Source organism: Corallococcus sp. NCSPR001 (genome assembly GCF_017309135.1).
Taxonomy (GTDB): domain Bacteria; phylum Myxococcota; class Myxococcia; order Myxococcales; family Myxococcaceae; genus Corallococcus.
Genome location: NZ_JAFIMS010000002.1, coordinates 773732 through 788970 on the forward strand (window position 1 = coordinate 773732; position 15239 = coordinate 788970).

14 protein-coding genes are annotated in these 15239 nt (G+C 70.1%); 8 read left to right on the top strand and 6 right to left on the bottom strand.

Annotated features, from left to right (window positions below; all coding sequences use genetic code 11):
- Positions 1 to 18: 18 nt before the first annotated feature.
- A complete protein-coding gene (locus tag JYJ93_RS05195; protein WP_206786976.1) occupies positions 19 to 429 on the bottom strand; it encodes a helix-turn-helix domain-containing protein in 411 nt (136 codons plus the stop codon).
- Between the two features lie 107 nt (positions 430 to 536).
- Between JYJ93_RS05195 and JYJ93_RS05200 the strand changes: the two genes are divergently transcribed.
- On the top strand, positions 537 to 1394 hold the full coding sequence (locus tag JYJ93_RS05200) for an SDR family oxidoreductase (protein WP_206786979.1): 858 nt from the start codon (positions 537 to 539) through the stop codon (positions 1392 to 1394).
- A 28-nt stretch (positions 1395 to 1422) separates the two neighbouring features.
- On the opposite strand, the gene JYJ93_RS05205 is transcribed toward JYJ93_RS05200, so the two are convergent.
- On the bottom strand, positions 1423 to 1878 hold the full coding sequence (locus tag JYJ93_RS05205) for an SMI1/KNR4 family protein (protein ID WP_206786981.1): 456 nt from the start codon (positions 1876 to 1878) through the stop codon (positions 1423 to 1425).
- Positions 1879 to 1993: 115 nt separating this feature from the next.
- Here JYJ93_RS05205 and JYJ93_RS05210 point away from each other — a divergent pair, with 115 nt between their 5' ends.
- The 4 genes from JYJ93_RS05210 (at position 1994) to JYJ93_RS05225 (ending at position 4940) form a co-directional block, all read left to right on the top strand.
- Positions 1994 to 2887, top strand: coding sequence for a DUF2381 family protein (locus JYJ93_RS05210; protein WP_242543675.1), 894 nt, complete (start codon positions 1994 to 1996; stop codon positions 2885 to 2887).
- Between the two features lie 10 nt (positions 2888 to 2897).
- Positions 2898 to 3398: a serine/threonine protein kinase gene (locus JYJ93_RS05215; RefSeq protein WP_206786985.1), complete on the top strand. Its 501-nt coding sequence runs from the start codon at positions 2898 to 2900 to the stop codon at positions 3396 to 3398.
- A gap of 10 nt (positions 3399 to 3408) precedes the next feature.
- Positions 3409 to 3909, top strand: a complete 501-nt coding sequence (locus tag JYJ93_RS05220; protein ID WP_206786986.1) for a serine/threonine protein kinase — start codon at positions 3409 to 3411, stop codon at positions 3907 to 3909.
- 185 nt (positions 3910 to 4094) lie between these two features.
- Complete coding sequence (locus JYJ93_RS05225; RefSeq protein ID WP_206786987.1) at positions 4095 to 4940, top strand: SDR family oxidoreductase; 846 nt, start codon at positions 4095 to 4097, stop codon at positions 4938 to 4940.
- Between the two features lie 67 nt (positions 4941 to 5007).
- On the opposite strand, the gene JYJ93_RS05230 is transcribed toward JYJ93_RS05225, so the two are convergent.
- Positions 5008 to 5805: an acyl-CoA desaturase gene (locus tag JYJ93_RS05230; RefSeq protein ID WP_206786988.1), complete on the bottom strand. Its 798-nt coding sequence runs from the start codon at positions 5803 to 5805 to the stop codon at positions 5008 to 5010.
- A gap of 290 nt (positions 5806 to 6095) precedes the next feature.
- Between JYJ93_RS05230 and bioA the strand changes: the two genes are divergently transcribed.
- Both bioA and JYJ93_RS05240 read left to right on the top strand, forming a co-directional pair.
- The gene (bioA, locus tag JYJ93_RS05235) at positions 6096 to 7427 is read left to right on the top strand and encodes an adenosylmethionine--8-amino-7-oxononanoate transaminase (RefSeq protein ID WP_206786989.1); all 1332 of its coding nucleotides are present in this window, start codon (positions 6096 to 6098) and stop codon (positions 7425 to 7427) included.
- Between the two features lie 127 nt (positions 7428 to 7554).
- A complete protein-coding gene (locus JYJ93_RS05240; protein WP_206786990.1) occupies positions 7555 to 9003 on the top strand; it encodes an FAD-binding oxidoreductase in 1449 nt (482 codons plus the stop codon).
- 11 nt (positions 9004 to 9014) lie between these two features.
- On the opposite strand, the gene JYJ93_RS05245 is transcribed toward JYJ93_RS05240, so the two are convergent.
- The 3 genes from JYJ93_RS05245 to JYJ93_RS05255 all read right to left on the bottom strand — a co-directional run bounded on the left by JYJ93_RS05245 (position 9015) and on the right by JYJ93_RS05255 (position 14277).
- Entirely contained in the window at positions 9015 to 12443 is a 3429-nt protein-coding gene (locus JYJ93_RS05245) for an ATP-binding protein (protein WP_206786991.1), read from the bottom strand.
- A gap of 137 nt (positions 12444 to 12580) precedes the next feature.
- Positions 12581 to 13195: a DedA family protein gene (locus JYJ93_RS05250; protein WP_206786992.1), complete on the bottom strand. Its 615-nt coding sequence runs from the start codon at positions 13193 to 13195 to the stop codon at positions 12581 to 12583.
- A complete protein-coding gene (locus JYJ93_RS05255) occupies positions 13192 to 14277 on the bottom strand; it encodes an AI-2E family transporter (RefSeq protein WP_206786994.1) in 1086 nt (361 codons plus the stop codon). The genes JYJ93_RS05250 and JYJ93_RS05255 overlap by 4 nt, the downstream gene beginning before the upstream one ends.
- A gap of 416 nt (positions 14278 to 14693) precedes the next feature.
- Between JYJ93_RS05255 and JYJ93_RS05260 the strand changes: the two genes are divergently transcribed.
- A complete protein-coding gene (locus tag JYJ93_RS05260) occupies positions 14694 to 15215 on the top strand; it encodes a hypothetical protein (protein ID WP_206786995.1) in 522 nt (173 codons plus the stop codon).
- Positions 15216 to 15239 lie beyond the last annotated feature (24 nt).

The following is a 15239-nucleotide window of genomic DNA, read 5'->3' on the forward strand; positions in this document are numbered from 1 at the left end:
AGGCAGGCCCGGGGCCTCTCAGGAGGCCTTCTTGCGGGGCTGCGCCTGGGTCCGGGCGGTCATCACCCGGGGGAGGTTGTCCTCGATCCAGGAGGTCAGCGCCTCCACGTGGACGGCGACCTCTTCGCCCAGGGGCGTGAGGCTGTAGTCGACGTGAGGGGGAATCACGGGGTGGGCCTCGCGGTGCACGAAGCCGTCCTGCTCCAGGGCCTGGAGCGTCTGGGCGAGCATCTTCTCGCTGACCCCGCCCACCTTGCGGCGCAGCTCGCTGAAGCGGTGGGTGCCCTCCTCCTTGAGCGCGACGAGCACCAGCACGCCCCACTGGCTGGTGACGTGCTCCAGCACGCCGCGCGAGGGACACATCGGCGCGTACAGGTCCCCGCGCTGCTTCACCTTCTCCAGCAATGCACTGCCCTTGCTTGCCTTCATGACGGGACACTTACCATGAGGTGCGTACTTACGGAAAGTGAGTACCCCCGTTACGGTAAGCCCAGTTCGATGTCGCGCCTGGAGCGCGGGAAGGAAAGGGCGGAGCCATGTTCGTGGTCACGGGAGCCTCGGGGAAGCTGGGCCAGTTCGTCGTGGAGGGGTTGCTGAAGAAGGTGCCGGCGGGCCAGGTGGCGGTGGCGGTGCGCAATCCGGACAAGGCGAAGGCCTGGGCCGAGCGCGGCGTGCAGGTGCGGCAGGTGGACTACGACCGGCCGGAGACGCTGAACGGGGCGTTTTCGAAGGGGGACACGGTGCTGCTCATCTCCGCGAACGAGGTGGGCAAGCGCTTCCCGCAGCACTCGGCGGTGATTGAGGCGGCGAAGAAGGCGGGCGTGAGGCTGCTGGCCTACACGAGCATCCTGTTCGCGGACAGGAGCAGCCTGTCGCTGGCGGGGGAGCACAAGGCGACGGAGGAGGCCATCCGCGCGTCGGGCATCCCGTATGTGTTCCTGCGCAACGGCTGGTACGTGGAGAACTACACGGAGCACATCGCTCCGGCGCTCCAGTACGGCGTGGTGCAGGGCAGCGCGAAGGAGGGCCGGGTGGCGACGGCGACGCGCCAGGAGTACGCGGACGCGGCGGTGGCGGTGCTGACGGGCACGGGCCACGAGAACCAGGTGTACGAGCTGGCGGGGGACTCCAGCTTCAGCCTGCCGGAGTACGTGGCGGAGCTGTCGCGCCAGTCGGGCAAGCCGGTGAAGTACGTGGACCTGCCGGTGGCGGAGTTCTCCGCGGCGCTCCAGGCGGTGGGAGTGCCCAAGCCCTTCGCGGACACTCTGGCGGACGCGGACGCGGGCCTGGCTCGTGGGGAGCTGAATGACACGAGCCGCACGCTGAGCCGGTTGATTGGCAGGCCCACGGCGCCGTTCGGGAACGCGATTGGCGCGGCGCTGAAACAGGGCTGAGGTTCGGGGGCGGGCCCTGGTGGGGCGCTCACCCCTTCAGCCAGAAATAGCTGTCGGCACTGGTGAGCGCCTTCTCCAGGAAGTCGCTGAAGGACACTGCGATGGGGCGTACTCCCTCGGGAAAAGTCTCGTGGTACGCGTCGAGGAGTGGGTACCGGCCATTCACTGGATGGGCGACGTCCAGGATGACGTAGTCGGAGTCCTGGAGATCCACCAGCGTGTACCAGGACGCGGAGCCGAACCGGTCATCGTCGCCTGGGCGCATGGCCACGCGGGCCCTGCGGATCTGCTCTAGAGGCAGCAGGTGGTAGTTCGCGTCCGGGAAGGGCCGGAAGAGGGCCGCGCCATCGCAGTGCAGGTAGAAGGCGCGCAGTTCCTCATCGAGCCTCCATCCAACGCACGCCTCGAAGGCAGCGATCTGGGAGGGCGTGGCGGGTGGATTGGGGAAGTGGTGGGCGGAGATTTCGGCCAGCAGCCGCTGCATGTTCGTGGACGCCACTTGGTGCATAAGAGGCCGGTCCGGAAGATTGGCGTTAAACGGGCGGCTTGGGTAGGGTCCAGGTTCGATGCCGAACGCCCTACCTGGCTGGTTCGTTGCCTTGTTCTTCCTCGTTGCAACGCCCGCCCTGGCGGGGCCGCGAGAGAAAGCGCAGGTCCGGACCCTGGTGCTGTCGGAGCACCCGGACGACGCGGCCCATCGCATCTACGTGGCGGGGCAGATCGTGACGGTGCTCCGGTTCGAGCAACCCTGCGATCCGCTGAAGACGAAGCTGCTCGGATGGGAGGGGCGTTTCGAGCCGCTGCTGGTCGAGGGAAAGCGGGTGGTGATCGAGCCCCTTCGAGCCCTGGGGCCGGATGAGAGCGTTCCCCTGCTCGTGACGCTCGCGGATGGGACCTCGATGTCGTTCCTGCTGCGGCCGCCTTTCACTGAGGAGGGTGGCTGGACGGATCAGCAGGTGGACGTCTTCAAGGATCGGGAGAACTATCAGTCCCTGGTCTCCGTCCTGTCGCGCACGCTCAAGGCGAAGAACGAGTTGGAAGAGGAGAACGCGCGGCTGCGTGAAGAGGAGACCTCCGCGGACCACGCGCTGGCCGCGCTACTGGTGTCGGGGGCGGCAGCGCAAACGCCGTTCAAGCGGCAGCATACGTGGCGTGGATATGACGTGGATGCCCAACTCTCGATGACGGTCTATTCGGGCAGGGGCAAAGCGGCGGTCATGCTCAGCGTGACGAATCAGAGCGAGCGCCGGACCTGGCGCCTGTCCCAGACGAAGCTCTTCGCGTCAGCCAGTCGCGCGCCGAAGACCGTGGCCATTCGGGCCGAACGCGAGTCGATCGCCGTGGGCCAGACAGGTGCCATCGCGTTCGTGGTGGACCGCAGCGCGTTCCTCAACCGAGAGGGGAAGTTCGAGGAGCTGGCGCTGGAGGTCTACCAGCACGATGGGCGTCTTCTGGCCGCTGTGCTGTTGGACCCCCAGTTGGTGCGTGAGTAAGAGCCGGGCAATGGTCTCCAGGAAGTTCGAACGTGTGTGCTGTCTTGCCTTGTCGGTGCTGGCCTCGGGATGCGCAGGCTCGACGATGGGCCGGGTGTCGCTTCGATCCGACGGGACACCAGGACCCGAGCGGTGCTCGGAAGAAGCGCTCGAGGCGATGCGCTATCTGCGGCTGCCAGTGGGGGCCGGCGCGATCGTTGAGTTCGATGTGAACCAGGGCGACGTCGAACCCGTCACGCTGTACGAGGGCCGGGTCGAAAGCATGCTGTTGAGTGATCTGGGCCCGCTGGACTCGCCCACTCGGCTCTACGGCTACGTATGGACAAGTGGGCCCCAGGTGGTCATCCGCTACTACGAGGCGCGTCCCCCGGATTCGGCGGCGCGGGTTCCCATCTGTGCGGTGGTTCGCATGGCCAAGGGACAGATGCTGAAGTTGTCCGGCTCTCTCCCGGGAACCGCCGTCCTCAAGTACTCACGAGGCGGTGTCTTCATCGTGGACAAGTTCCTCTAAGGTCCACGGGATGGCTTCCAGGACGTTTGAGTTCGCGCGCGGTCTTTTCTGCATGGCCCTGATCACGGGTTGCGCTGGTACCGCGACAGGGAAAGTGAGTCTGCGGTCCGACGGAACTCCCGGGCCCGAGAAATGCCCGGAAGAGGCGCTCAAAGCCATGCGCTATCTGCGATTGGGCGTGGGGGACGGCGCGAGCGTCGAATTCGATGTGAACCAGATGCATGGCCGGTCCGTCACCCTGCACGAAGGGCGTGTCGAGAGTGTGTTGATCGACGACCTGGGGACGCTGGAGGCACCGGCACGTCTCTATGGATACGTCTGGACGAGCGGACCTCAGGCCGTCATCCGCTATTTCGAGGCACTTCCACCGGGTGCATCACAGCGAGTGCCCATCTGCGCGGTGGCGCGGACGGCCAAGGGACAGATGCGGAAGCTCCCTGGCTCAGCCCCCGGAACCGCTGTCCTTGAGTTCTCCGGCGGCGGCGTCTTCATCGTGGACGAGTTCCTCTAGATCGTCGGGCAGGAATCCGGTTCTCGGGGATGAGAAAGCGAGAGCCCTGCTGGGCCTCTCGGTGACGCTTCGCACGAGCCTGTCCGACATTCGGACAGGTTTGGGACCGAGCCGGGCGGGAGGTGTAGATCAGGGATGTCCGGGGGCTTGGGATGCTCCCTGTTACGCGCAACACGGAGGCAGCCATGTTCGTCATCACGGGAGCCACGGGCCGGTTGGGCCGTTTCGTCGTTGAAGGCGTGTTGAAGCAGGTCCCCGCGCACCAGGTCGCGGTCGCGGTGCGCCATCCGGACAAGGCCGCGGAGTGGGCCGCGCGCGGCGTGCAGGTTCGCAATGCGGACTACAGCCGCCCGGAGACGTGGGACGGCGTGTTCTCCAGCGGGGACACGGTGCTGCTCATCTCCTCCAGCGAGGTGGGCCAGCGGCGCAAGCAACACCAAACCGTGGTGGACGCGGCGAAGAAGGCCGGCGTGAAGCTGCTGGCCTACACGAGCATCCTGCACGCGGACACGTCGCGGATGATTCTGGCCGGCGAGCACCTGTACACCGAGGAAGCGATCCGTGCGTCAGGGCTACCGTTCGTGTTCCTGCGCCACGGCTGGTACCTGGAGAACTACACGGAGGCCGCGAAGCGGACGCTGGAGCAGGGCGTGCTCCGGGGCTGCGCGAAGGATGGCCGTGTCGCTCCGGCCACCCGCCAGGACTACGCGGCCGCCGCCGTCGCGGTGCTGACCGGCACAGGCCATGAGAACCAGGTGTACGAGCTCGCGGGAGACACCGGCTTCACGCTGGCGGAGTACGCGGCGGAGCTGTCACGCCAGTCCGGCAGGACGGTGACGTACCAGGATCTGCCACCGGCCGACTTCGCCGCCGCGCTCCAGCAGGCGGGCCTGCCCAAGGGCTACGCCGACGTGCTGGCGAACTCCGACGAGGGCATTGCTCGCGGTGACCTGAATGACACGAGCCGCACGCTGAGCCGCCTCATCGGCCACCCCACCACGGCCCTGGCCGAAGCGCTCAAACAGGGCTGAGAAACACCACGGGGGAGCAGTCCCTGACGGACGGCTCCCCCGCGTGGCTTCCAGTCTGGACCGGAACTCAGGCCACCTGCGCTCCAGCGCCGCTCTGGCGGGCCACTTCGCGCGGCTCCGGGTAGACGGCGCGCTGGGGCGTGGTGATGCGGATGACGCCCAGCTTGGACAGCACGCGCATCACCTGCCACGTGGGGTCGATTTCGAAGGCGCGCGCCGCGAAGTTCGGGCTGCTGCCGTACTTGTGGTGGTTGTTCTGGAACAGCTCACCCATGCACAGCACGTCCACCGGCAGCGTGTTGCGCGACTTGTCCGCGCCCTTGAAGTTCCGGTAGCCGTACTTGTGTCCGCACCAGTTCACGATGGCGCCGTGCACCGGTCCCATCACGAAGTGCACCGGCAACAGCAGGAACATCCAGGCCGACGTCGCGAACGTCGCGTAGAACGCCGTGTACAGCGCCACCCAGCCCAGCACCGCCCACCAGGACTGGCCCAGCGTCTCGTCCACGAGCTTCCACTCCGGGTAGCCACCCTCGAAGCGCGGCTCCGGTTGGATCTTGCGCGTCAGGATGCCCGTGTAGCGCTCCTTCGTGTGCCACATCATCCGCAGCACGTCCTTGAAGTAGTGCGGCGAGTGCGGGTCGTTCTCCGTGTCGGAGAACGCGTGGTGCTCGCGGTGCAGGATGGCGTACGCCCGCGGCGACAGGTACGACGAGCCCTGCACCAGGTAGGTGAGCAGGTGCATCACCTTCTCCGTGCGCGGCCCCATGCTGTACATGCGGTGCGCCGCGTAACGGTGCTGGAAGAAGCTCTGGAAGAAGACGCAGAGCAGCCAGTGACTGATGAAGAAGATGATGATGGCCATGACTCTCCCGTGATGACAGACCCAGGGCTAACACCCCCCCTGTCACGGCAATGTCAGCGCTCCCCATGTCACCGGCACCGGATGCGCCCCACCGTCCCGCTCCGGACGCACGCCACTGAGCGTCCCACTCGCACGCCTGTCCGCTGGTGGATAAGGCCCGGTGCGGCCACCCATTCGCCCCCGTCCCGTGTGTCGCACCGCGACGTTGCGGGCCGCCCCCGGGGAGGGCAGAAGGGCACGCGGCGCGTCACCCCGGGCTTCACTCCCCTTCGCGCCCAGGAGCCTCCACCGTGGATCGGGCAACCCTCGTCGGACTGGACAAGCAGCACGTCTGGCACCCCTACACCGCCATGGAGCAGTACATCGCGAAGACGGACCCCCTGGTCGTCGTCCGCGCGGAGGGCGTCTGGCTCCATGACGCGGACGGACGGCGCTACCTGGACGCCAACGGCTCCTGGTGGGTGTCCACCCTGGGACACCGCCACCCGCGCCTCGTGCACGCACTCACCGAGCAACTGGGCAGCCTGGCCCACGTCTCGCTCGCGGGCATCACCCACGGCCCCGCCGCCCGGCTGGGCGCGGAGCTGACCGCGCTGGCTCCGGGCGCGGACCGGGCGGACGTGCCCTCGGGGGAGAAGCTGTCGCGCGTCTTCTATTCGGACAACGGCAGCACCGCGGTGGAGGTGGCCATCAAGATGGCCGCGCAGTACTGGGCGCAGAACGGCCGCCCCCGCCGCACCCGCTTCATCACCCTGACCGGGGCCTTCCACGGTGAGACGATGGGCTCCACCAGCGTGGGCGGCGTGCACGAGTTCCGCGACGTGTTCGGCCCGCTGCTCTTCGACGTGGTGCACGTGCCGTCCCCCGCGGAAGCCCACGGCCACGCGCGCGCCCTGGCGGAGGTGAAGGCCGCGCTCGCGGCGGATCCGGATGGCATCGCCGGCGTCATCCTGGAGCCCGTCATCCAGGGCGCGGCGGGCATGTGGATGTCGTCGCCGGACTTCGTGCGCGAGGTGCGCGAGGCCACCCGCGCGGTGGACACCTTCCTCATCGCCGACGAGGTCTTCACCGGCATGGGCCGCACCGGCGCGCGCTTCGCGGTGGACCTGGCCGGCGTGGTGCCGGACCTGCTGTGCCTGGCCAAGGCGCTCAGCGGGGGCCTGCTGCCCTTCGCCGCCACGCTCGCGTCGGAGCGCATCTTCCAGGGCTTCCTGGGGGCGAAGGACCGGGCGCTGTATTACGGGCACTCCTACTGCGGCAACCCGCTGGGCGCGGCCGTGGCGCGCGAGGTGCTGGCCGTGTACCGCGACGAGGACGTGCTGGGGCAGGTCCAGCGCAAGGCGCCGCGCGTGAAGGCCGCCTTCGAGCGCATGGCCGCCACCCTCCCCGGGCTCGTGCGTCCGCGCGCGGTGGGCATGGTGGGCGCGGTGGACCTGGGCGGCGGAGGCTACTTCGCGGACAGCGGCTGGCGCGTCTACGAGGCCGCCCGCCGCCGCGGCCTGTACCTGCGCCCCATGGGCAACACCGTCTACATCGCGCCCGCGCTCAACATCCCGGACGCGGACCTGGACCTGCTGCTCCAGGGCGTGGAGGACAGCCTGCGCGAGGTGGCGGCGGGCTGAGCCGCTCCACGCCGCCAGCGCGTGCCAGGAGGCCCCCTCCTGCCTCCCGGTGCGTCCCGGCCCTCCTCCGTGCGCATCCGTTGAGTCAGGCGCCGTGCCGGTGCCGGCTCTTGAGGAGGGAACCGCCGTGACACTCGAAACCCACCGCCCGCAGACAGGCCCCGGCCTGCCCGCCGGGCTGACGCCGGACAGCGTGGAGCTGTTCCGGGCGCAGCTGCGTGGCGCGCTCATCCAGCCGGGCGACGCGGACTACGCGGAGGCGTGCCAGCTGTACAACGCGATGATCCACAAGCGCCCGGCCATGGTGGCCCGGTGCGCGGACGTGGCGGACGTCATCGCCGCGGTGTCCCTGGCCCGCGAGCGCAAGCTCCCCCTGGCCGTGCGCGGCGGCGGCCACAACGGCGGAGGCCTGGGGCTGGTGGATGACGGACTGGTCATCGACCTGTCGCGCATGCGCGGCGTGCGCGTGGACCCGGACGCCCGCACGGTGCGCGTCTCCGGCGGCGCCGTCTGGGGGGACGTGGACCACGCCACGCACGCGTTCGGGCTCGCGGTGCCCTCCGGCATCATCTCCACCACGGGCGTGGCCGGGCTCACGCTGGGCGGCGGCCTGGGGTACCTCACGCGCCGCTTCGGGCTCACCATCGACAACCTGCTCGCCGTGGACATGGTGCTCGCGGACGGCCGCTTCGTCACCGCGAACGAGCAGAAGCACCCGGACCTGTTCTGGGCCGTGCGCGGCGGAGGCGGCAACTTCGGCGTGGTGACGTCGTTCCTCTTCCGCGCCAACCCCGTGGACACCGTCATCGGTGGGCCCACGCTCTGGCCCCTGGACCGCGCGGCGGAGGTGCTGGCCTGGTACCGCGAGTTCCTCCCGGCCGCGCCGGAGGACCTCAGCGGCTTCTTCGCCTTCCTCACCGTGCCGCCCGCGCCGCCCTTCCCGGAGGCGCTCCACCTCCAGAAGATGTGCGGCGTGGTGTGGTGCTACACGGGCGACCCCGCGCGCGCGGACGAACTGTTCGCGCCCGTGCTGGCGCTCCAGCCCGCGCTGCACGGCGTGATGCCCATGCCCTTCCCGATGCTGCAGAGCGCCTTCGACGCGCTCTATCCGCCGGGCCACCAGTGGTACTGGCGCGCGGACTTCGTGCGCGAGATTCCGGACGCGGCCATCGAGCGCCACGTGTCCTTCGCGCAGCGCCTGCCGTCCATGCATTCCACCATGCACCTGTACCCCATCGACGGGGCGGCGCACCGGGTGGGCCCGCATGACACGGCCTTCCGCTTCCGCGACGCGCGCTGGTCGGAGGTCATCGTCGGGGTCGACCCGTCACCGGAGCGGGCGGCGGACATCTCCGCCTGGGCGAAGGAGTACTGGGACGCGCTGCACCCGTACTCGGCGGGCGGCGCCTACGTGAACTTCATGATGGAGGAGGGCCAGGAGCGCGTGCAGGCCACCTACGGTGACAACTACCCGCGGCTGGTGGAGGTGAAGCGGACCTACGACCCGCACAACCTCTTCCACGTGAACCAGAACATCCAGCCCGGGCCGGTGAAGCCCCCGGGCGTCGCGCACTGAAGGCGCCTGGCTCAGGCCTGGGCCCGCGGCGGCAGCGGCAGGTCGATGATGAAGGCGGCGCCCTGGCCCGGAGTGCTCTTCAGGACCAGCTTGCCGCCATGGCCCTGGACGATCTGCTGGGCGATGAAGAGGCCCAGCCCCAGGCCGTGCACGGAGCGGGGCGGGCCGCCGCGCTCGAAGCGCTCGAAGACGCGGTCCTGGTGCTCCGGCGGGATGCCCGGGCCGCCGTCCGACACGTAGAGGATGAGCCGGTCGTCGTGCTTGCGCAGCCCGATGCCGAGCGCCGTGCCCGGCGCGTACTTGATGGCGTTGGACACCAGGTTCGTCAGCACCTGCTGCATGCGCGAGCGGTCCCACCACACGCGCAGGTCCAGCTCCGCCCGCAGCTGCAGGACGCACTGGGCCTGGTCCAACTGCTCGCGGAAGATGTCGAGGACCTCGTGCACCAGCTCCATCGGGTCGCTCTCCTCCATGTGGAGGTCGAGCTTGCCCGCGCGGATGCGGGAGACGTCCAGCAGCTCGTCCACCAGCCGCGACATCCGCTCCACCTGCCGCTGCGCGGACTCCATCGCCGACGCGATCTTCTCCAGGGAGGGCGGCTCGCCGCGCTTGGGAGACAGGCGACGGCGCGTCATCTCCAGGTGCAGGAGCAGCGCGGTGACGGGCGTCTTCAGCTCATGTGACGCCACGCCCAGGAAGCTGTCGCGCGAGGCCAGCGCGTGCTGGAGGTCGTGCGTGAGGGCCTCCAGTTGCTGGCGTGCGTGGGTGCGCTCGCTGACCTCCTGCACGGCGACGAGCAGGCCCTGGATGCGGCCCTCACCGTCGCGCTGGGCGTGGATGTCCACGTCCAGCAGCAGTTCCTTGAGGCCCCCCTGGCCGTCCGGCTGTCGCACCGGCACCTCGCGGCCCACGAAGGGCTCGCCGGTGCGGTAGACGCGCTCCAGGTGCTGGATCAGCACGCCGTGGCCCCCTTCCGGCTGCGCGTCGCGCGCGGGCCGGCCCAGCATGTCCCGGCCCATCAGGGCCGCGAACAGGGGGTTGATGACCGTGAAGACGAGGTCCGGGCCCGACATCACGCACATGGCCGCGGGGGCCTGCATGAAGAAGTCGGAGAGCTGCCGCCGGGCCCGGCCCAGCTGGAGCTGGCTGTCCACGCGCGCGATCAACTCGCGCGCGGAGAAGGGCTTCACCAGGTAGTCGTCCGCGCCGGCCTGGAGCCCCTCGATGCGGGCCTCCTCGCCCGCGCGCGCCGACAGCATGATGAAGGGGATGCCGCGCGTGCGCGCGTCGCCGCGCAGCTTCTGGAGCAGCCCGAAGCCGTCCAGCCGGGGCATCATCACGTCGCTGACGATGAGGTCCGGCTTCGCCTCGAGCGCCGCCTCGAAGGCCGCCTCGCCGTCCGCCACCGCTCGCACGCTCCAGTGCGCCGACAGCAGGCTGCTCACGTACGCGCGCATGTCCGCGTTGTCGTCCGCGACCAGCACGCTCCCGCGCCTCGTGGACAGCGCGAACCCCGCGCCCGTGTTCCCCAGCACGGTGGTCTCGACGGAGGCCTGCATCGGCTCCGGCTCCGGCTCGCTGCCCGGGGGCGGGGACTCCGGCGCATCCGGCAGCCAGCGCAGGGCCTCCTCGCTGAAGGCGGACCCCAGCTTGCCCGCGTGCGGGGTCCCCGCGTCCTCCTGGACCTGCTCCGCGGCCAGGTGCGCGCGGCCCAGCGGCAGCTCCACGGAGAAGGTGCTGCCCTCGCCCTCCACGCTCTGGACGCTCAACGTGCCGCCGTGCAGCTTCACCAGCTCCTGGATGAGCGCCAGGCCAATGCCGGTGCCTTCGTGCGTGCGCCCGTGCGAGGACTCCACGCGATGGAAGCGCTCGAACACGCGCGGCAGCTCCGCCTCCGGGATGCCGGTGCCGGTGTCCCGCACGGTGAGCCGCGCCCGCGCCCCCTCGCGCTGGAGCCTCACGGTGACGCCGCCGTGCAGCGTGAACTTGAACGCGTTGGAGAGCAGGTTGAGGACAACCTTCTCCCACATGTCCCGGTCCACGTAGACGGGCTCGCCCACGTCCCGCGCGTCCACGGAGTACTGGAGCCCCGCCTTCTCCATGGCGGATCGGAAGACGCTGGCCAGGTCCTCGGTGAGCTTCGCCAGGTCCGTGGGGTGGAAGCGGGCCTTCACCCGGCCCGCCTCGATGCGTGAGAAGTCCAGCAGCGAGTTGACCAGCTTCAACAGGCGCAGCGCGTTGCGGTGGGTGAGCTCCTGGCGCGCGCGCTGGGTGGGCGGCAGGGGCGCGGAGGCGTCCGCGAGCGACTCCTCCAGCGGGCCCAGGATGAGCGTGAGCGGCGTGCGGAACTCGTGCGACACGTTGGAGAAGAACGTCGTCTTCGCCCGGTCGATGGCCGCCAGCGCCTCCGCGCGCTGCGCCTCCGCCTCGTAGGCGCGCACGCTGGCGACGGCGTTGGTGACCGTGGCCTGGAACTGCTCGTAGAAGTTGCGGTAGGCGTCATCCATGGCGCGGCGGGGGCTCACGCCGGCCACCAGGTAGCCGAAGGGCTCCGCCATGCCGGCCGGGTGGATGGGCAGCACGCGCGCGTGCACGGGCGGCTCCTCGTACGGCCCCAGCGTCAGGCCCGCGTCCAGCGGCGCGCGCGGCACGTCCACCGACTCCACGCCCGCGGTGGTGAAGGGCCACGGAGCGTCCAACCCCGCCTCCGCCGGGCTCCACGCGGTGCCTGGAGGCAGGCCCATGCCGCCCACCCACTGGACGCGGGGGGCCGCCTCGTCGCGGCGGTAGAAGAGGAGGAAGGGCACGTCGAGCGCGGCGTCCGGCTGCAACTGCGACAGCGCGGCGCCAATGTCCTCCAGCGTCTTCACCTTGCCCAGGAGGGCGGACAGCTCGCGCAGCGTCTGCGTGCGCCGCGCGCTGAGCATCTTCTCCGTCACCTCCGTGATGGGGTGGAAGAGCCCGCCCACGCCTCCGGATTCGTCCCGGATGGGGCTGAAGGAGAAGGTCATGAAGGCCTCCTCCAGGTAGCCGTACCGGTCCAGGAACATGCGCTGGTTCTCGATGTAGGAACCGATGCCCGTGCCCGCCTTCTCGAACACGCCGCCCACCACCGGCAGCGCCGTGGCCCAGCAGTCGCGGAAGGGCTGGCCCATGGACTCCGGGTGCTTCGCGCCGCAGATGGGCCGGTAGCTGTCGTTGTAGATCTGCACGCGCTCCGGTCCCCACGCGATGAGGATGGGGAACGTGGAGGACAGGCACAGGCTGACCGTCGTGCGCAGGCTCTGCGGCCAGGTCTCCACCGGCCCGAGCGGCGTCTTCGACCAGTCCATGGAGCGGATCAACCGCCCCATCTCCCCGCCGCCGGACAGCCAGTCCATTCCCCCTTCCGTGGAGGACACCGCCATGGAGCTGGCCTGGGAGGGATTGGGGGAAGTCATGAAGCCTCGGATGTTCGTCCAGGGAAACCGTTGGGTTGATAGCGGATTCGCGCGGCGCGCGCCGGGACATCCAGGGCAAGTGTGAGCTTGCTTGCTTCAACCCCGGGTGAGGCGCCGGGGACCTCCGCTCCCGGGTTTCAGGGGGACGGGCGGGGCTGCCGCTTCTCGCGGGCATACCGCACGGCGAGTGTGATGAGCAGCACTGCCACGCCGGCCAGCGCGACGAAGTGCTCCACGCGGCCCACGCCCTTCGCCACGCGGTCCACGCTCGCGGAGCCCAGGTAGCCCAGCGTCACCACCAGGGGCGAGCTCACGCACAGCGCCAGCCCGTCCCAGAGCAGGAAGCGGCGCAGGGGCATGCCCTCCGCGGCGGCCATGGCGAACACCGGCACTCGCAGTACGGACATGAACCGGCCCACGAAGACGACGCGCGAGCCGTGCTTCGCGTACAGGCCCTGGATGCGCTCGCGGCGCTCGGGCGGGAACAGGCGGCGGGTGCGCCGGTGCGTGTAGAGCGCCTGCCCCAGCCGGCGCGCCGTGAGGAAGAGCACGGTGTCCCCGCACAGCACGCCCGCGAAGCACAGCGCGATGGCGGCCGGCAGCGGCATGGCGCCCCGGTGCGAGAGCACGCCCGCCGCCAGCTGCACCAGGTCCTCCGGGAACGGCAGCCCCAGGCCCCCCGCCACGAGCACGAGGAAAAGCAGCGGGCCCGAGCCGTGCGTCAGCAGGAGCTGGAGGGGCGAGCCGGTCATCGGGTTTCAGGCAGGACGGCCGCCGCGCGGCGCTCCTGGCGGAAGAGCAGGACCTCCCGGACGATGATCTGCACGGTGGCGGCCACGGGCACGGCCACCACCGCGCCCACGATGCCCGCCAGCTCCACGCAGAAGAGGACCGCGAGCAGGGTGAGGAGCGGGTTGACGTGCACGGTGCGCTTGAACACGAGCGGCGCCATCACGTTGCCCTCCAACTGGCCGTAGAGGAGGAAGTAGATGAACACCGCCAGCGCCTTCCACAGGCCGCCGGTGGCCAGCGTGAGCAGCGTGATGATGCCGCCCGCGATGATGGGCCCCGCGTAGGGCACCAGGCTGGAGAAGCCGCTGGCCACGCCCAGGGGCAGATAGAAGGGCATGCCCAGCACCGCCAGCATGGTGGTGGTGAGCGTGGCGTTGATGGCGCAGATGAGCGTGATGCCGGACAGGTAGCCGCCCGTCGCGGTGTACACGTTGCGCAGCACGCGCACGTAGCGCAGGCGGTGGTCGGGGCGGGCCAGGTCCAGCAGGCGCCTGAGCATGCCGCCGCCGAACACCAGCATGAACACCACCAGGAAGAAGACGGTGATGACGCCGCCCAGCAGGCCCACCACGCCGCCAATCGCGCTCATCAGGAGCTCGGGCAGGGGCCCCGCGAGCGCGGGCGTGGCCTCCTCCAGCCGTTCGTTCCAGCCCAGGCTGTGCAGCCGCTGGTTGAGCGCGCGCAGGATGCCGGTGCCGCGCACCTGCTTCCACAGATGCGGCCACTGGGTGACGAGCGCGTCCACCTGCTCCACCAGGTCCGGAATCACCAGCAGGCCCAGCGCGACGATGGCCACGAACAGCCCGAACAGCACCACGGCGATGGCCAGCCACCGCTTGAAGCCGCGCTTCTCCAGCCGCGACACGCCGTGCTCCAGCGACAGCGCGATGAGCGCCGCGATGCCGGTGAGCGTGAGCGCCACGCGCGTCTTGGCGATGAGCACCACCAGGGCCATCACGCCCAGCACCCCGAAGCACACGGTGAACACCGTGCGGATGGACACCTGGGACTTCGTCTGTAGCGGGGCGGCGGGCTCGGACACCGGTGGGGCTCCCCAGGGCGGGCCACCGGCTTCGGGCCCCATGTCTTGCGGATGCGTCATCCCGCGCCCGGCGGCAACCACTGTCCGCCTCCAAGTGTGCGCGCCGGGGCCGGGCCTCGCCCAAGCGTCCTGCGGGTGACACCCGGCATTCGCGAAGGGCATGGCCGGGCGCAATCACCGGCCGCGTGGTTCGTCACCCCGGCAGCCCCGAAATGGCCGGGCTGGCCGCCAGGCCGTCCGTCCCCCCGAGCACGGTTGCGCGTCCGCCACGCGACGGCGCCGCGCTCGGGCGTCCGGCACCTGACGCGCCGGGACGTCGTGGAAAAAGGGGACAGCACGGTTTGCCGGGCCCGAGCGTCAGACGGGGATGGGAACCTTCGTGGGAAGGGGCCTTTCGCGGGCCAGGAGAGGACACCATGAAAAAGACGGGTGAGCAGGAGCTGGAAGGGGTGCGGCGGGAGGCCCTGGAGACCGAGGCCCGGTGGCGCGGGCTGGCCGCGAAGCTGGCGGAGCTGGGCGGCGAGGAGATGGACGCGCAGCTGCTGGTGACGTTCCGGAGCGCGCGGGACGCGGGCGCGGTGCCGCCGGACGCGGGCTTCTTCCTGGTGGCGCACATCCTCACGGCGATGGCGGACGAGGCCATCGCGGAGGATCCGCGCGTGCGGATGCGGGCGCGCGAGCTGGACGCGATGGAGCGCGACTACGGCCTCACCGGCGAGGGCTGGCCGGAGGGCGAGCTCCCACCGGAGGACTGGGAGGCCCTGTGCGTGGAGTACGAGCGGGCCTGTGACGAGGCGCGCGCCGCGTTCTTCCGCGCGTACGGCGAGGAGGAGATGTCGCGGCTGTACCTGGACCAGCGCGTGACGTTCCACCACCGCTTCGAGAGCGGGCGGCGCTTCTTCCACGGGCTGCCCATGCTGCCCACGCAGCTGCACTGAGCGGGAGGTCCGCTACACTCCGCC